General features: G+C 69.8%; 14 protein-coding genes. 1 reads left to right on the top strand and 13 read right to left on the bottom strand.

What is annotated here, in order from left to right; genetic code table 11:
• Window positions 1–182 precede the first annotated feature (182 nt).
• Window positions 183–788 (top strand): Uma2 family endonuclease, encoded by a 606-nt coding sequence (locus ACFC02_RS12195; protein ID WP_376355660.1) that lies wholly within the window; start codon window positions 183–185, stop codon window positions 786–788.
• Between the two features lie 77 nt (window positions 789–865).
• Here the strand turns inward: ACFC02_RS12195 and nuoN are convergent, their stop codons facing one another.
• Genes nuoN through ACFC02_RS12130 form a run of 13 tightly spaced genes read right to left on the bottom strand, consistent with a single transcriptional unit; the run spans window position 866 to window position 16,543 of the window.
• Window positions 866–2,515, bottom strand: coding sequence for an NADH-quinone oxidoreductase subunit NuoN (nuoN, locus tag ACFC02_RS12190; protein ID WP_376355626.1), 1,650 nt, complete (start codon window positions 2,513–2,515; stop codon window positions 866–868).
• The gene (locus ACFC02_RS12185) at window positions 2,512–4,083 is read right to left on the bottom strand and encodes an NADH-quinone oxidoreductase subunit M (RefSeq protein WP_376355624.1); all 1,572 of its coding nucleotides are present in this window, start codon (window positions 4,081–4,083) and stop codon (window positions 2,512–2,514) included. Before ACFC02_RS12185 ends, nuoN begins: the two co-directional genes overlap by 4 nt.
• A 5-nt stretch (window positions 4,084–4,088) precedes the next feature.
• The gene (gene nuoL / locus ACFC02_RS12180) at window positions 4,089–6,062 is read right to left on the bottom strand and encodes an NADH-quinone oxidoreductase subunit L (protein WP_376355622.1); all 1,974 of its coding nucleotides are present in this window, start codon (window positions 6,060–6,062) and stop codon (window positions 4,089–4,091) included.
• 15 nt (window positions 6,063–6,077) lie between these two features.
• Window positions 6,078–6,377 (bottom strand): NADH-quinone oxidoreductase subunit NuoK, encoded by a 300-nt coding sequence (gene nuoK / locus ACFC02_RS12175; protein ID WP_003974374.1) that lies wholly within the window; start codon window positions 6,375–6,377, stop codon window positions 6,078–6,080.
• A complete protein-coding gene (locus ACFC02_RS12170) occupies window positions 6,374–7,216 on the bottom strand; it encodes an NADH-quinone oxidoreductase subunit J (RefSeq protein WP_376355620.1) in 843 nt (280 codons plus the stop codon). Before ACFC02_RS12170 ends, nuoK begins: the two co-directional genes overlap by 4 nt.
• Window positions 7,213–7,815, bottom strand: coding sequence for an NADH-quinone oxidoreductase subunit NuoI (nuoI, locus tag ACFC02_RS12165; protein WP_376355618.1), 603 nt, complete (start codon window positions 7,813–7,815; stop codon window positions 7,213–7,215). Before nuoI ends, ACFC02_RS12170 begins: the two co-directional genes overlap by 4 nt.
• On the bottom strand, window positions 7,808–9,175 hold the full coding sequence (gene nuoH, locus ACFC02_RS12160) for an NADH-quinone oxidoreductase subunit NuoH (RefSeq protein WP_376355616.1): 1,368 nt from the start codon (window positions 9,173–9,175) through the stop codon (window positions 7,808–7,810). Before nuoH ends, nuoI begins: the two co-directional genes overlap by 8 nt.
• Window positions 9,172–11,676 carry an NADH-quinone oxidoreductase subunit G gene (locus ACFC02_RS12155; protein ID WP_376355614.1) on the bottom strand — a complete coding sequence of 835 codons (2,505 nt, stop codon included), beginning with the start codon at window positions 11,674–11,676 and terminating at the stop codon, window positions 9,172–9,174. Before ACFC02_RS12155 ends, nuoH begins: the two co-directional genes overlap by 4 nt.
• A complete protein-coding gene (gene nuoF, locus ACFC02_RS12150) occupies window positions 11,673–13,025 on the bottom strand; it encodes an NADH-quinone oxidoreductase subunit NuoF (RefSeq protein WP_360978933.1) in 1,353 nt (450 codons plus the stop codon). The genes ACFC02_RS12155 and nuoF overlap by 4 nt, the downstream gene beginning before the upstream one ends.
• Window positions 13,022–13,894: an NADH-quinone oxidoreductase subunit NuoE gene (nuoE, locus tag ACFC02_RS12145; RefSeq protein ID WP_376355612.1), complete on the bottom strand. Its 873-nt coding sequence runs from the start codon at window positions 13,892–13,894 to the stop codon at window positions 13,022–13,024. Before nuoE ends, nuoF begins: the two co-directional genes overlap by 4 nt.
• Window positions 13,891–15,222, bottom strand: a complete 1,332-nt coding sequence (locus ACFC02_RS12140; RefSeq protein ID WP_376355610.1) for an NADH-quinone oxidoreductase subunit D — start codon at window positions 15,220–15,222, stop codon at window positions 13,891–13,893. The genes nuoE and ACFC02_RS12140 overlap by 4 nt, the downstream gene beginning before the upstream one ends.
• Entirely contained in the window at window positions 15,219–15,992 is a 774-nt protein-coding gene (locus ACFC02_RS12135; protein WP_376355608.1) for an NADH-quinone oxidoreductase subunit C, read from the bottom strand. Before ACFC02_RS12135 ends, ACFC02_RS12140 begins: the two co-directional genes overlap by 4 nt.
• Window positions 15,989–16,543 carry an NADH-quinone oxidoreductase subunit B family protein gene (locus ACFC02_RS12130; protein WP_009190037.1) on the bottom strand — a complete coding sequence of 185 codons (555 nt, stop codon included), beginning with the start codon at window positions 16,541–16,543 and terminating at the stop codon, window positions 15,989–15,991. Before ACFC02_RS12130 ends, ACFC02_RS12135 begins: the two co-directional genes overlap by 4 nt.
• Between the last annotated feature and the right edge of the window lie 5 nt (window positions 16,544–16,548).

Genomic DNA, 16,548 nt, shown 5'->3' with positions numbered 1-16,548 from the left:
CGTCCCTCGACCACTCCCTCCACGATAGGGGGCGCCGCCGACAGCGCTGGAGTTGTCCACAGGCCGGCCCCCGCAGCGCCAGGTCAACGACACGAGACTCGTTCACACGTACGCAGGAGACCTGCCCGTTTCCGGCCGATAGTCTGAATGCACCGGCGAGACTCCGTCCCATGGGAGCACTGATGAGCGTCGCACCGAGCGCGTCCGAGCCCACCTGGCCGACTCCGCCGGAAGGCGGCTGGACCGCCGACGACCTGGACCACCTCCCGAATCTGCCTCCGCATACGGAACTGATCGACGGGAGCCTGGTCTTCGTGAGTCCGCAAACCGCTTTTCATGAGCGCGCTGTCGACTTCTTCAAGTGGCAGTTGCAGTCTCTGGCGCCGACGGACTTCGAAGTGTTCCGCGAATTCACCATCGACATCGACCGCCAGAACAGGCCTGAGCCTGACGTGGTCGTCGTACGGGGAGACGTGGTGGAGGAAGAGCCGGAACAGACCCGGTTCCCCGCGGAGGCCGTCCTCCTGGCCGTCGAGGTCGTCTCCGAGGACTCGGTCTCCCGGGACCGCGAGACGAAACCCCTCAAATACTCCCGGGCCAAGATCCCTCACTACTGGAGGATCGAGAACGAGAACGGCCGCGCCGTGGTGCACGCTTTCGAGCTGGAGCCCACGACCGGTTCCTATACCAGCGTCGGCATCTTCCGGGAGCGGATGAAGGTGGACGCCCCGTTCTCCGTGGACCTCGACCTGACCGGGATCAGAACGCGCCACGGAGGAAACCGGTAGCCCTCCCCCGCGCAGCCGAGCGGCCCGGCCCCCGCACAGGGGAGCCGGGCCGCTTCGTCGTGCCGCGCGGCGGGGATTCAGCGCACGAACACCCCCGCCTGGTTCGCCAGGTCGAGGAAGTACTGGGGGGCCACGCCCAGTACCACCGTGACGGCCACGCCGACGCCGATCGCGGTCATCGTCAGGGGTGACGGCACCGCGACCGTCGGGCCCTCCGGGCGCGGCTCGCTGAAGAACATGAGCACGATCACGCGGATGTAGAAGAACGCCGCGACCGCGGACGAGATCACACCGATCACGACCAGCGGTGCCGCGCCGCCCTCCGCCGCCGCCTTGAACACGGCGAACTTCCCGGCGAAGCCCGAGGTCAGCGGGATGCCCGCGAAGGCCAGCAGGAAGACCGCGAACACCGCCGCCACCAGCGGGGAGCGCCGGCCGAGCCCGGCCCACTTGGACAGGTGCGTCGCCTCGCCGCCCGCGTCGCGCACCAGGGTGACCACGGCGAACGCGCCGATCGTCACGAAGGAGTACGCGGCCAGGTAGAACAGGACGGAGGAGACGCCGTCCTTCGAGGTGGCGATGACACCTGCGAGGATGAAGCCCGCGTGGGCGATCGACGAGTACGCCAGCAGCCGCTTGATGTCGGTCTGGGTGATCGCGACGATCGCACCGCCGAGCATCGTGATGATCGCCACGCCCCACATGACCGGCCGCCAGTCCCAGCGCATCCCGGGCAGCACGACGTACAGCAGCCGCAGCAGCGCGCCGAAGGCGGCCACCTTGGTCGCCGCCGCCATGAATCCGGTGACCGGGGTCGGCGCCCCCTGGTAGACGTCCGGGGTCCACATGTGGAACGGCACGGCGCCCACCTTGAACAGCAGCCCCATCACCACCATCGCGGCGCCGATCAGCAGCAGCGCGTCGTTGCCCATGGTGTTGGCCAGCGCCGGGTCGACGCTGGGCACGTTGCCCTCGACGACCCGCGCGATCGTCGTGTACGACACCGAGCCCGCGTACCCGTACAGCAGGGCGATGCCGAACAGGGTGAACGCGGAGGCGAACGCGCCGAGCAGGAAGTACTTGACCGCGGCCTCCTGCGACATGAGCCGCTTGCGGCGGGCCAGGGCGCACAGCAGGTACAGCGGAAGGGAGAAGACCTCCAGGGCCACGAACAGGGTCAGCAGGTCGTTCGCCGAGGGGAAGACGAGCATGCCGGCGACGGCGAACAGGAGCAGCGGGAAGACCTCCGTGGTGGTGAATCCGGCCTTCACCGCGGCCTTCTCGCTGTCGCTGCCCGGCACGGACGACGCCTGCGCGGCGAAGGAGTCGACGCGGTTGCCGTGCGCCTCCGGGTCCAGGCGCCGCTCGGCGAAGGTGAACAGGCCGACCAGCGCGGACAGCAGGATCGTGCCTTGCAGGAAGAGGGACGGGCCGTCGACGGCGATGGCGCCCATCGCCGCGATGTGCGCCTTGGTGGTGCCGTAGCCGCCCGCCGCCAGGGCGACGACCGCGGCGAAGGCGGCGCACAGGGCGACGACGGACACGAACACCTGCGCGTAGTAACGGGATCTGCGCGGGACGAAGGCCTCGACCAGCACCCCGACGATCGCCGCGCCGACCACGATGAGGGTGGGCGACAACTGCCCGTATTCGATCTTCGGCGCGCCGATCTTGGCGATCGGGTCGGCCGCGGTTGTCCACAGGCTGTGGACGGCTGCTGCGCTCACTTGGCGGCCTCCACCTCGGGCTTGGGGTCGGTCTTGTGTACGTCGGACATGGTCTGCTTGACCGCCGGGTTGACGATGTTCGTCACGGGCTTCGGGTAGACGCCCAGGAAGACCAGCAGCACGATCAGCGGGGCCACGACCACCAGCTCGCGCACCCTGAGGTCCGGCATCGCGGAGACCTCCCGCTTCACCGGGCCGGTCATCGTCCGCTGGTAGAGGACGAGGGTGTACAGCGCGGCGAGCACGATGCCCAAGGTGGCGACGATGCCGATGGCCGGGTAGCGCGTGAACGTGCCGACCAGGACCAGGAACTCACTGACGAAGGGCGCGAGCCCCGGCAGGGAGAGGGTCGCCAGGCCGCCGATCAGGAAGGTGCCGGCGAGCACGGGAGCGACCTTCTGCACCCCGCCGTAGTCGGCGATGAGCCGCGAGCCGCGACGGGAGATCAGGAATCCGGCGACCAGCAGCAGCGCGGCCGTGGAGAGACCGTGGTTGACCATGTAGAGCGTCGCGCCGGACTGGCCCTGGCTGGTCATCGCGAAGATGCCCATGATGATGAAGCCGAAGTGCGAGATCGACGCGTAGGCGATCAGGCGCTTGATGTCCCGCTGACCGACCGCCAGCAGCGCTCCGTAGAGGATGCTGATCACGGCCAGGACGAGGATGACGGGCGTCGCCCACCTGCTCGCCCCCGGGAACAGCTGGAGGCAGAAGCGCAGCATCGCAAAGGTGCCCACCTTGTCGACGACCGCCGTGATGAGGACGGCGACCGGGGCGGTGGCCTCCCCCATCGCGTTGGGCAGCCAGGTGTGCAGCGGCCACAGCGGCGCCTTCACCGCGAAGGCGAAGAAGAAGCCGAGGAACAGCCAGCGTTCGGTGCTGGTGGCCATGTGCAGGGAACCGTTGGCGCGGGCCTCGGCGATCTCGGTGAGGGAGAAGTTCCCGGCGACGACGTACAGGCCGATCACCGCGGCGAGCATGATCAGGCCGCCGACCAGGTTGTAGAGGAGGAACTTCACCGCCGCGTACGACCGCTGCGTGGAGGCCGCTTCCTCTCCGTGCTCGTGGGCACGGTCCCCGAAGCCGCCGATGAGGAAGTACATCGGGATCAGCATCGCTTCGAAGAAGATGTAGAAGAGGAAGACGTCCGTGGCCTCGAAGGAGATGATCACCATCGCCTCGACGGCCAGGATCAGGGCGAAGAATCCCTGGGTGGGCCGCCAGCGGCGGCTGCCGGTCTCCAGGGGGTCGGCGTCGTGCCAGCCCGCGAGGACCACGAACGGGATCAGCAGCGCGGTCAGCGCGACGAGCGCCACACCGATGCCGTCCACGCCCAGTTCGTAGCGGACCCCGAAGGCCGCGATCCAGGAGTGGGACTCGGTGAGCTGGTAGCGGGCACCGTCCGGGTCGAAACGGACCAGGGTGGTGATCGCGAGCGCGAGCGTGCCGAGGGAGACGGCGAGCGCGAGCCACTTGGCGGCCGCGCGCCGGGAGGCCGGTACGGCGGCCGTGGCGACGGCCCCGACGGCCGGGAGCACCGCCGTCGCTGTCAGCAGAGGAAAGGACATCGGTATCAGACCGCCCTCATCAGCAGGGTCGCGGCGACCAGGAGTGCCGCGCCGCCGAACATCGAGACCGCGTAGGAACGCGCGAAGCCGTTCTGCAGCCGGCGCATCCGCCCGGACAGGCCGCCGACCGAGGCCGCCGTGCCGTTGACGACACCGTCGACCAGGCTGTGGTCGACGTACACCAGGGACCGGGTGAGGTGCTCGCCGCCACGGACGAGGACGACGTGGTTGAAGTCGTCCTGAAGCAGGTCGCGCCGGGCGGCCCGGGTGAGCAGCGACCCGCGCGGGGCGACGGCCGGGACCGGCTTGCGGCCGTACTGCGCCCAGGCGATGGCGACACCGATCACCAGGCAGACCATGGTGGCGCCGGTGACGACCGCGGCGCTGACCGGCGAGTCGCCCTCGCTGTGCCCGGTGACCGGCTCCAGCCAGTGCAGGAAGCGGTCGCCGATGCTGAAGAACGCACCGCCGAAGACCGACCCGACGGCCAGCACGATCATGGGGATGGTCATGGTCCCGGGCGACTCGTGCGGGTGCGCTTCCCCCCTCGCGGCAGCGACATGACCAGACGCGGCAGCGCCGCGCTCCTCGGCCGCCGGTTCCGCGCTGGGCTCGGCGGGCGAGGCCGTGGGCCGGTCGCGCCAGCGCTCCTCGCCGAAGAACGTCATCAGCATCACGCGGGTCATGTAGTACGCCGTGATGGCCGCGCCCAGCAGGGCCGCGCCGCCGAGGATCCAGCCCTCGGTGCCGCCCTTGGCGAAGGCCGCCTCGATGATCTTGTCCTTGGAGAAGAAGCCGGACAGGCCCGGGAAGCCGATGATCGCCAGGTAGCCGAGCCCGAAGGTGATGAAGGTGACCGGCATGTACTTCCTGAGGCCGCCGTACTTGCGCATGTCGACCTCGTCGTTCATGCCGTGCATGACGGAGCCGGCGCCGAGGAACAGTCCGGCCTTGAAGAAGCCGTGCGTCACCAGGTGCATGATCGCGAAGACGTAGCCGATGGGGCCGAGCCCCGCGGCCAGCACCATGTAGCCGATCTGCGACATGGTCGAGCCGGCCAGCGCCTTCTTGATGTCGTCCTTCGCGCAACCGACGATCGCACCGAACAGCAGCGTGACCGCGCCGACGACGGTGACGGCGAGCTGCGCGTCGGGCGCCGCGTTGAAGATCGCGCCCGAGCGGACGATGAGGTAGACACCCGCGGTCACCATCGTGGCGGCGTGGATGAGGGCGGAGACCGGGGTCGGGCCCTCCATCGCGTCACCGAGCCAGGACTGCAGCGGCACCTGGGCGGACTTGCCGCAGGCGGCGAGCAGCAGCATCAGGCCGATCGCGGTGAGCTTGCCCTGTGAGGTGTCCCCCACGTGGCCGAAGACCGGGCCGAAGGCGAAGGTGCCGAACGTCGTGAACATCAGCATGATCGCGATCGACAGACCCATGTCGCCGACCCGGTTGACCAGGAAGGCCTTCTTGGCGGCGGTCGCCGCGCTGGGCTTGTGCTGCCAGAAGCCGATCAGCAGGTAGGAGGCGAGACCGACGCCCTCCCAGCCGACGTACAGCAGCAGGTAGTTGTCGGCGAGGACGAGCAGCAGCATCGCCGCGAGGAACAGGTTGAGGTAGCCGAAGAAGCGGCGGCGCCGCTCGTCGTGCTCCATGTACCCGATCGAGTACAGGTGGATGAGCGAGCCGACCCCGGTGATCAGCAGGACGAACGTCATCGACAGCTGGTCGAGCCGGAAGGTGACGTCCGCCTGGAAGCCGGCCACCGGAACCCAGCTGAACAGGTGCTGGGTCACCGTGCGGTGGTCGGCGCCCTTGCCGAGGAGGTCGGCGAAGAGGGCCAGGCCGATCACGAAGGAGGCGGCAGCGAGCAGGGTGCCGATCCAGTGGCCGACGGCGTCCAGGCGCCGGCCGCCGACCAGGAGGACGGCCGCTCCGAGCAGGGGCGCCGCGATGAGCAGCGCGATCAGGTTCTCCACGATTCTTCCGACCCCTTACAGCTTCATCAGGCTGGCGTCGTCGACCGAGGCCGAGTGGCGGGAACGGAACAGCGACACGATGATCGCGAGCCCCACCACGACCTCCGCCGCGGCGACGACCATCGTGAAGAAGGCGATGATCTGGCCGTCGAGGTTGCCGTGCATCCGGGAGAAGGCGACGAACGCGAGGTTGCACGCGTTCAGCATCAGCTCGATGCACATGAAGACCACGATGGCGTTGCGCCGGATGAGGACGCCGGTGGCGCCGATCGTGAACAACAGGGCGGCGAGGTACAGGTAGTTGACGGGGTTCACTTCGACGCCTCCTCGGGCCGCTTGCGGCTCGCCGGGTCGATCCCGGTGCGCTCCAGACGCTCCTCGGCGCGCCGCTCCAGGGCCTTGAGGTCGTTCAGCGCCTCGGCCGACACGTCGCGGACCTGGCCGCGCTCACGCAGTGTCCTGCTGACCGTCAGCTCGGAGGGCGTGCCGTCGGGCAGCAGGCCCGCGACGTCCACGGCGTTGTGCCGGGCGTAGACGCCGGGGGCGGGCAGCGGCGGTACGTGCTTTCCTTCGCGCACGCGCTGTTCGGACAGCTCGCGCTGGGTCTTCGCCCGTTCGGTGCGCTCGCGGTGGGTGAGCACCATGGCGCCGACCGTGGCCGTGATGAGCAGGGCGCCGGTGAGTTCGAACGCGTACACGTACCGGGTGAAGATGAGGGCCGCCAGGCCCTCCACGTTGCCGCCCGCGTTGGCCTTGCCGGCGCCGGCGAAGTCCTTCAGGGAGGCGTTGGCGATCCCCGCGAAGAGCAGGACGCCGAAGCCGAGGCCACACAGAAGGGCCAGCCAGCGCTGGCCCTTGATGGTCTCCTTCAGGGAGTCCGCTGCGGTCACGCCGACCAGCATCACCACGAACAGGAACAGCATCATGATCGCGCCGGTGTAGACGACGATCTGCACGATCCCCAGGAAGTAGGCGCCGTTGGCGAGGTAGAACACCGCCAGGACGATCATGGTGCCTGCCAGGCACAGGGCGCTGTGCACGGCCTTCTTCATGAAGACGGTGCCCAGCGCGCCGACCACCGCGAAGGTGCCCAGCACCCAGAACTGGAAGGCCTCCCCGGTGGAGGTGGTGTAGGCGGCGAGCTGCTGGCTCATGCCTCCACCTCCTCGTCCGCCGCCTTCTCCCCCTTGGAGACGGCCGCCTGGCGCACCGTGCCCGGCGCGGCCTCGGTCACCAGGCCCCTGTAGTAGTCCTGTTCGTCGGTGCCGGGGTAGATGGCGTGCGGTGTGTCGACCATGCCCTCTTCGAGGCCGGCGAGCAGCTGCTCCTTGGTGTAGATGAGGTTCGCGCGGCTGGAGTCGGCCAGTTCGAACTCGTTGGTCATCGTCAGCGCGCGCGTGGGGCACGCCTCGATGCACAGCCCGCACAGGATGCAGCGGGCGTAGTTGATCTGGTAGACGCGGCCGTAGCGCTCGCCCGGGGAGTAGCGCTCCTCGTCGGTGTTGTCGGCGCCTTCCACGTAGATGGCGTCCGCGGGGCAGGCCCATGCGCACAGCTCGCAGCCGACGCACTTCTCCAGGCCGTCCGGATGGCGGTTGAGCTGGTGCCGTCCGTGGAAACGCGGAGCGGTGGTCTTCTTCTGCTCCGGGTACTGCTCGGTCAGCCGCTTCTTGAACATGGCCTTGAAGGTCACGCCGAAGCCGGCCACGGGGTTCTGGAAACCGGGCTTGGTCTCCTTGGGTTCCTCAGCCATCGGACGCCTCCTTTCCATCCAGAGATCCGTCACTGACAGTGTCCGCCCCACCACTGACAATCAGCTCGCGCTCGCGGTGCGGACGGCGCCGCGGCACCGGGGGCAGCTCCTGTCCCGGCAGCGGGGGCACGGGGAATCCGCCGGCCATCGGGTCGAACCCGGCCGCCCCGGCGGCGGGCGGCTGCTCGGCCTCCTTGGCCTTCTCGCGGAACATGTCGGCGACGAAGGACAGGACCAGCAGGGCCAGGACGCCGCCGCCGACGTAGAGCGCGATGTCGGCGAAGTCGTAGTGCTCGTTCCTGAGGGTCCGCACGGTCGCGACGAGCATCAGCCAGACCACGGAGACCGGGATGAGGACCTTCCAGCCGAGCTTCATCAGCTGGTCGTAGCGCACTCGTGGGAGCGTGCCGCGCAGCCAGATGAAGAAGAACAGCAGCAGCTGCACCTTGATCACGAACCAGAGCAGCGGCCACCAGCCGTGGTTGGCACCCTCCCAGAAGGTGCTGATCGGCCACGGGGCCCGCCAGCCGCCCAGGAACAGGGTGGTGGAGACGGCCGAGACCGTCACCATGTTCACGTACTCGGCGAGCATGAACATCGCGAACTTGATCGACGAGTACTCGGTGTTGAAGCCGCCGACCAGGTCGCCCTCGGACTCCGGCATGTCGAAGGGGGCGCGGTTGGTCTCGCCGACCATGGTGACGATGTAGAGCACGAAGGAGACCGGCAGCAGCAGGATGTACCAGCGGTCGTGCTGCTGCTCGACGATGGTCGACGTCGACATCGAGCCGGAGTACAGGAACACCGAGGCGAACGCGGCACCCATCGCGATCTCGTAGGAGATCATCTGTGCGCACGAGCGCAGGCCGCCGAGCAGCGGGTACGTCGAACCGGAGCTCCAGCCCGCCAGGACGATGCCGTAGATGCCGACCGAGGCGACCGCCAGGATGTACAGCATGGCGATCGGCAGGTCGGTCAGCTGCATCGCGGTGCGGTGACCGAAGATCGAGATCTCGTTGCCGGCCGGCCCGAAGGGGATCACGGCGATCGCCATGAACGCCGGGATGGCCGCGACGATCGGCGCCAGGACGTAGACCACCTTGTCCGCGCGCTTGACGACGAGGTCTTCCTTGAGCATCAGCTTCACGCCGTCGGCGAGCGACTGGAGCATGCCCCAGGGGCCGTGCCGGTTGGGGCCGATGCGCAGCTGCATCCAGGCGACGACCTTGCGCTCCCAGACGATGGAGAACAGCACGGTCACCATCAGGAAGGCGAAGCAGAACACCGCCTTGACGACGACGAGCCACCACGGGTCGGTGCCGAACATCGAGAGGTTCTCTGCGGCGAGGGACGGGCTCATGCCTCCACCTCCTCAAGGGCCTCGGCCGCACGGGTCGCCGGGCCGATACGGACGAGGGAGCCGGGCCGCGCCCCGGTGTCGGACGTGACGCCGGCGCCGACGGAGTTCAGCGGCAGCCACACCACCCGGTCGGGCATCTCGGTGACCTCCAGAGGGAGTTCGACGGCTCCGGCCGAGCCGGTCACGGCGAGCACGTCGCCGTCGGCGACGCCCGCCTCGGCGGCCGTGGCGGCCGACACGCGCGCGCGTGCGGCGTGCCGGGTCCCGGCGAGCGCCTCGTCGCCCTCCTGGAGCACACCGTGGTCGAGCAGCAGCCGGTGTCCGGCGAGCACGGCCTCTCCGGCGGCGGGCCGGGGCAGCACGCCCCCGCTCTCCAGCGGTTCGGCGGCGCGCGGGCCGGTCCAGGCGCCGAGCCGGTCCAGCTCCGCGTGCGCGGACCGCAGGTCCGGCAGGCCCAGGTGGACGTCCATGGCGTCGGCCAGCATCTGCAGCACCCGCAGGTCGGTCGGGGCCAGGCGGCGGGTCATCTGCTCGGGCTTGAGCGCGGCCTCGAAGAAGCGCACCCTGCCCTCCCAGTTCAGGAAGCTGCCGGCCTTCTCGGCGACGGCGGCGACGGGCAGGACCACGTCGGCGTGCTCGGTGACCTCGCCGGGCCGCAGCTCCAGCGACACCAGGAAGCCGACCTCCGCCAGGGCCGCACGCGCGCGTGCCGGGTCGGGCAGGTCGGCGACCTCCACCCCGGCGACCAGCAGCGCCTGGAGTTCTCCGCCCGCGGCGGCCTCGACGATCTGGTCGGTGTCGCGGCCGTAGCGGTGCGGGAGGCCGGCGACGCCCCACACGGCGGCGACCTCCTCCCGCGCGCGCGGGTCGGTGGCCGGGCGGCCGCCCGGCAGCAGCGACGGCAGTGCTCCCGCCTCGATCGCGCCGCGCTCCCCTGCCCGGCGCGGGATCCACACCAGGCGGGCACCGGTCGCGGTCGCGGCCCGTACGGCGGCGGTGAGGCCGCCCGCGACGGAGGCGAGCCGCTCACCGACGGCGATCACCGCGCCCTCGGCGCGCAGCGCCTCGGCGGCGCGGCTGCCGTTGTCCTCCAGTCCGACCCCGCTCGCCAGCGCGTCCAGCCACTCGGTCTCGGTGCCGGGCGCGGCCGGAAGCAGGGTGCCGCCCGCCTTGTCGAGGCCGCGGGTGGCGTGGGTGGCCAGCGCGAACACCTGCTGCCCGTGCCCCCGCCAGGCCTTGCGCAGCCTCAGGAAGACGCCGGGCGCCTCCTCCTCGGACTCGAACCCGGCGAGCAGGACGGCGGGCGCCTTCTCCAGGTCGGTGTACGTGACGCCCGTGCCGTCGACGTCCCGGCCGCGTCCGGCGACGCGGGCGGCCAGGAAGTCGGCCTCCTCACCGCTGTGCACGCGCGCGCGGAAGTCGATGTCGTTGGTGTCGAGGGCGACGCGCGCGAACTTGCTGTACGCGTAGGCGTCCTCGACGGTGAGCCGGCCGCCGGTGAGGACGCCGGTGCGGCCGCGCGAGGCGAGCAGGCCCTGGGCGGCGATCTCCAGTGCCTCGGGCCAGGACGCCGGGACCAGTTCGCCCTCGGGGTTGCGCACCAGCGGCGTCGTCAGCCGGTCCTTCAGCTGCGCGTAGCGGAACGCGAAGCGGCCCTTGTCGCAGATCCACTCCTCGTTGACCTCGGGGTCGTTGGCGGCCAGCCGCCTCATGACCTTGCCGCGCCGGTGGTCGGTGCGGGTCGCGCAGCCGCCCGCGCAGTGCTCGCAGACCGTCGGCGAGGAGACGAGGTCGAAGGGGCGGGAGCGGAACCGGTAGGCCGCCGAGGTGAGCGCGCCGACCGGGCAGATCTGGATGGTGTTGCCGGAGAAGTACGACTCGAAGGGGTCGCCCTCGCCGGTGCCGACCTGCTGGAGCGCGCCCCGCTCGATCAGCTCGATCATCGGGTCGCCGGCGATCTGGTTGGAGAAGCGGGTGCAGCGGGCGCACAGCACGCACCGCTCGCGGTCCAGCAGCACCTGTGAGGAGATCGCGACCGGCTTCTCGTACGTCCGCTTCTTCCCCTCGAAGCGGGACTCGGCATTGCCGTGCGACATGGCCTGGTTCTGCAGCGGGCACTCGCCGCCCTTGTCGCAGACCGGGCAGTCCAGCGGGTGGTTGATGAGCAGCAGCTCCATCACGCCGTGCTGGGCCTTCTCCGCGACCGGCGAGGTCAGCTGGGTCTTCACCACCATGCCGTCGGTGCAGGTGATCGTGCAGGACGCCATGGGCTTGCGCTGGCCCTCGACCTCGACGATGCACTGGCGACAGGCGCCGGCCGGGGCGAGCAGCGGGTGGTCGCAGAACCGGGGGATCTCGATGCCGAGCTGCTCGGCGGCCCGGATGACCAGGGTGCCCTTGGGCACGCTGATCTCGATGCCGTCGATCGTCAGCGTCACGAGGTCGTCCGGCGGGGGTGCCGCCGCGCCGCCCGAGGAAGGGGCGTTGGTGGTCACGGTCATGCGTGCACCTCCGTGTGCTGGTCCGCCCAGGCCGTCGACCTGGCCGGGTCGAAGGGGCAGCCGCGGCCCGTGATGTGCTCCTCGTACTCCTCGCGGAAGTACTTCAGGGAGGAGAAGATCGGCGAGGCCGCGCCGTCGCCGAGGGCGCAGAAGGACTTGCCGTTGATGTTGTCGGCGATGTCGTTCAGCTTGTCCAGGTCGGCCATGGCGCCCTTGCCGGCCTCGATGTCCCGCAGCAGCTGCACGAGCCAGTACGTCCCCTCGCGGCAGGGTGTGCACTTGCCGCAGGACTCGTGGGCGTAGAACTCGGTCCACCGGGTCACGGCCCGCACCACGCACGTCGTCTCGTCGAAGCACTGCAGGGCCTTGGTGCCGAGCATGGAACCGGCGGCGCCCACGCCCTCGTAGTCGAGGGGGACGTCGAGGTGTTCGTCGGTGAACATCGGGGTGGAGGAGCCGCCCGGGGTCCAGAACTTCAGCCGGTGCCCGGGGCGCATGCCGCCGCTCATGTCGAGGAGCTGACGCAGTGTGATGCCGAGCGGGGCCTCGTACTGGCCGGGGCTCGCGACGTGGCCGCTGAGCGAGTAGAGCGTGAAGCCGGGGGACTTCTCGCTGCCCATCGACCTGAACCATTCCTTGCCGTTCTGCAGGATGGCGGGAACCGACGCGATCGATTCGACGTTGTTCACCACAGTCGGGCACGCGTAGAGGCCCGCGACGGCAGGGAAGGGGGGACGGAGCCGCGGTTGGCCGCGGCGGCCTTCGAGCGAGTCCAGCAGCGCGGTCTCCTCACCGCAGATGTACGCGCCGGCGCCCGCGTGCACGGTGATGTCGAGATCGAGCCCGCTGCCCAGGATGTTCGTACCCAGGTAGCCCGCCGCGTAGGCCTCGCGCACGGCCGAGTGCAACCGCCGCAGCACCGGTACGACTTCACCACGCAGGTAGATGAAGGCATGCGACGACCTGATGGCATAGCACGCGATCACGATGCCCTCGACGAGGCTGTGCGGGTTCGCGAAGAGGAGCGGGATGTCCTTGCAGGTTCCCGGCTCCGATTCGTCGGCGTTGACAACTAGATAGTGTGGTTTCCCATCACCCTGGGGAATGAACTGCCACTTCATCCCCGTCGGGAACCCCGCGCCGCCGCGACCGCGCAGACCGGAGTCCTTGACGTACGCGATCACGTCGTCCGGCGACATGGCGAGTGCTTTGCGGAGTCCCTCGTACCCCTCGTGCCTTCGGTAGACGTCCAGGGTCCAGGACCGGTCCTCGTCCCAGAAGGCCGACAGCACGGGTGCGAGCAGCTTCTCGGGACTGGACTCGTTGAGTTCGGTTGCCACGCTCATCACTCCCCCTCCTTCGCGGCGGGCCCCGCGGGGTGCGACGGATCCGAGGCCGATGTCTCCTGCGGCGCGTCGTGGGAGCTGAGGTGCTCCGTCGGCGACGGCTGGTGGACGGCGGTGTCCCGCACGGTGTCCTGCGGGCCGCCCTCGCGGGGATGGACCACGCGCGCGGGTGCGGCCTCTCCTCTGGCCAGGCGGAGGCCCACCAGCGAAGCGGGTCCTGCACTGCCGCCGGCGTCGGCGGCACCCTCCCGCTCGTCGGGGAAGCCCGCCAGGATGCGGGCGGTCTCCTTGAAGGTGCACATCGGCGCACCGCGCGTGGGCGTCACCGGCCGTCCCGCGCGCAGGTCGTCGACCAGGCGGCGCACGCTCGCGGGGCTCTGGTTGTCGAAGAACTCCCAGTTGACCATCACGACCGGGGCGAAGTCGCAGGCCGCGTTGCACTCGATGTGCTCCAGGGTGACCTTGCCGTCGTCGGTGGTCTCGCCGTTGCCGACGCCCAGGTGCTCCTGGAGCGCCTCGAAGATCGCGTCGCCGCCCATCACCGCGCACAGGGTGTTGGTGCAGACCCCCACCTGGTAGTCGCCGGACGGCTTGCGCCGGTACATGGTGTAGAAGGTGGCGACCGCGGTGACCTCGGCCGTGGTCAGGCCGAGGACGTCCGCGCAGAACTGCATCCCGGTGCGCGTGACGTGCCCCTCCTGCGACTGCACGAGGTGCAGCAGCGGCAGCAGCGCGGAGCGCGAGTCGGGGTAGCGGGCGATGACCTCGCGCGCGTCGGCCTCCAGCCGGGCGCGGACGTCGTCCGGGTAGCCGGGAGCGGGCAGTTCGGGCATGCCCAGGCTGACGCCCCGCTCCGAAGAAGAGGTGGTCACCGGTCGACGCCTCCCATCACGGGGTCGATGGACGCGACGGCGACGATCACGTCGGCGACCTGGCCGCCCTCGCACATCGCCGCCATGGCCTGCAGGTTGGTGAAGGACGGGTCGCGGAAGTGGACCCGGTAGGGGCGGGTGCCGCCGTCGGACACGGCGTGCACCCCGAGTTCGCCCTTGGGGGACTCGACCGCCGCGTACGCCTGCCCCGGCGGCACCCGGAAGCCCTCGGTGACCAGCTTGAAGTGGTGGATCAGGGCTTCCATGGAGGTGCCCATGATCTTCTTGATGTGGTCGAGGGAGTTGCCGAGGCCGTCCGGTCCCAGGGCGAGCTGGGCGGGCCAGGCGATCTTCTTGTCGCCGACCATCACCGGACCGGGCTGCAGCCGGTCCAGGCACTGCTCGACGATCCTGAGCGACTGGCGCATCTCCTCCAGGCGGATCAGGAAGCGGCCGTAGGCGTCGCAGGTGTCGGCGGTCGGGATCTCGAAGTCGTACGTCTCGTAGTCGCAGTACGGCTGGGTCTTGCGCAGGTCGTGCGGCAGGCCGGTGGCGCGCAGGATCGGGCCGGTGGCGCCCAGGGCCATGCAGCCGGCCAGGTCGAGGTAGCCGACGTCCTGCATGCGGGCCTTGAAGATGGGGTTCCCGGTGGCGAGCTTGTCGTACTCCGGGAGGTTCCTCTTCATCTTCTTGACGAACTCGCGGATCTGGTCGACCGCGCCGGGTGGCAGGTCCTGGGCGAGTCCGCCGGGCCGGATGTAGGCGTGGTTCATCCTGAGGCCCGTGACCAGCTCGTAGATGTCGAGGATCAGTTCCCGGTCGCGGAAGCCGTAGATCATGATCGTGGTGGCGCCCAGCTCCATGCCGCCGGTGGCGATGCACACCAGGTGGGAGGAGAGCCGGTTCAGCTCCATCAGGAGCACGCGGATGATCTTGGCGCGGTCGGTGATCTGGTCCTCGATGCCGAGGAGTTTCTCGACGGCGAGGCAGTAGGCGGTCTCGTTGAAGAAGGACGTCAGGTAGTCCATGCGCGTGACGAAGGTGGTGCCCTGCGTCCACGTGCGGAACTCGAGGTTCTTCTCGATGCCGGTGTGCAGGTAGCCGATGCCGCAGCGGGCCTCGGTGACCGTCTCGCCCTCGATCTCCAGGATGAGGCGCAGCACTCCGTGGGTGGAGGGGTGCTGGGGGCCCATGTTGACGACGATGCGCTCGTCGTCGGCGCGGGCCGCGGACTGGACGACCTCGTCCCAGTCGCCGCCGGTGACCGTGTAGACGGTGCCCTCGGTGGTCTCGCGGGGGGTCGCCGAGGACGGGGTGTGCGTGCTCATGAGTACGACCTCCGCTGGTCCGGAGCCGGGATCTGGGCGCCCTTGTACTCGACGGGAATGCCGCCGAGGGGGTAGTCCTTGCGCTGCGGGTGGCCCTGCCAGTCGTCCGGCATCATGATCCGCGTCAGAGCGGGGTGACCGTCGAAGACGATGCCGAAGAAGTCGTAGGTCTCGCGCTCGTGCCAGTCGTTCGTCGGGTAGACGGGGACCAGCGACGGGATGTGCCGGTCGCTGTCGGGGGCGCTGACCTCCAGGCGGATCAGCCGGTTGTGGGTGATCGAGCGCAGGTGGTAGACGGCGTGCAGCTCGCGGCCCTTGTCGTGCGGGTAGTGGACCCCGCTGACGCCCGTGCACAGTTCGAAGCGCAGGGCGGGGTCGTCGCGCAGGGTGCGGGCGACCCGGAGCAGGTGCTCGCGCTCGATGTGGAAGGTCAGCTCGCCGCGGTCGACGACCGTCTTCTCGATGGCGTTGCCGGGGAGCAGGCCCTGTTCCTCCAGGGCGCCCTCCAGTTCGTCGGCGACCTCGTCGAACCAGCCGCCGTAGGGCCGGCTCGCCGGGCCGGGGAGCCGCACCGAGCGGACCAGACCGCCGTAGCCGGAGGTGTCGCCGCCGTTGTTCGCGCCGAACATGCCGCGCTGGACGCGGATCTCCTCACCGCCCTGGCCGCGCCGGCCCGGGAGGTTCTGGGCGGCGAGGTCCTTCTCGGGGTTGACGCCGTTCGCGGAGCCGTTCGCGCCGCCCGCGCCGTGGGTGCCGTTCGCGTCGCTCACCGCAGCAGCCCCTTCATCTCGATCGTGGGCAGGGCCTTGAGCGCCGCCTCCTCCGCCTCGCGGGCCGCTTCCTCGGCGTTGACGCCGAGCTTGGTGGACTGGATCTTCTGGTGGAGCTTGAGGATCGCGTCCATCAGCATCTCGGGGCGGGGCGGGCAGCCGGGCAGGTAGATGTCCACGGGGACGATGTGGTCGACGCCCTGGACGATCGCGTAGTTGTTGAACATGCCGCCCGAGGAGGCGCAGACGCCCATGGAGATCACCCACTTGGGGTTGGGCATCTGGTCGTAGACCTGCCTCAGGACCGGCGCCATCTTCTGGCTGACCCGGCCGGCCACGATCATCAGATCCGCCTGCCGGGGCGAACCGCGGAACACTTCCATGCCGAAGCGGGCCAGGTCGTATCGGCCCGCGCCGGTGGTCATCATCTCGATCGCGCAGCAGGCGAGGCCGAAGGTGGCCGGGAAGACGGACGCCTTGCGCACCCAGCCCGCGGCCTGCTCCACGGTGGTCAGCAGGAAGCCGCTCGGCAGCTTTTCTTCGAGTCCCATGTCTT

Origin of the sequence: Streptomyces sp. NPDC056160, assembly GCF_042268205.1 — a bacterium.
Taxonomy (GTDB): Bacteria; Actinomycetota; Actinomycetes; order Streptomycetales; family Streptomycetaceae; genus Streptomyces.
The sequence above is the reverse complement of the archived record's forward strand: the minus strand, read 5'-3'. Positions and strand labels throughout refer to the sequence as shown.

Excerpts from the sequence above, each read along its gene's own strand:
- ACFC02_RS12195 (WP_376355660.1), top strand. The coding sequence starts at position 183 with ATGAGCGTCGCACCGAGCGCGTCCGAGCCCACCTGGCCGACTCCGCCG.
- ACFC02_RS12185 (WP_376355624.1), bottom strand. The coding sequence starts at position 4,083 with ATGTCCTTTCCTCTGCTGACAGCGACGGCGGTGCTCCCGGCCGTCGGG.
- ACFC02_RS12170 (WP_376355620.1), bottom strand. The coding sequence starts at position 7,216 with ATGAGCCAGCAGCTCGCCGCCTACACCACCTCCACCGGGGAGGCCTTC.
- nuoI (WP_376355618.1), bottom strand. The coding sequence starts at position 7,815 with ATGGCTGAGGAACCCAAGGAGACCAAGCCCGGTTTCCAGAACCCCGTG.
- nuoH (WP_376355616.1), bottom strand. The coding sequence starts at position 9,175 with ATGAGCCCGTCCCTCGCCGCAGAGAACCTCTCGATGTTCGGCACCGAC.
- ACFC02_RS12155 (WP_376355614.1), bottom strand. The coding sequence starts at position 11,676 with ATGACCGTGACCACCAACGCCCCTTCCTCGGGCGGCGCGGCGGCACCC.
- ACFC02_RS12140 (WP_376355610.1), bottom strand. The coding sequence starts at position 15,222 with ATGAGCACGCACACCCCGTCCTCGGCGACCCCCCGCGAGACCACCGAG.
- ACFC02_RS12130 (WP_009190037.1), bottom strand. The coding sequence starts at position 16,543 with ATGGGACTCGAAGAAAAGCTGCCGAGCGGCTTCCTGCTGACCACCGTG.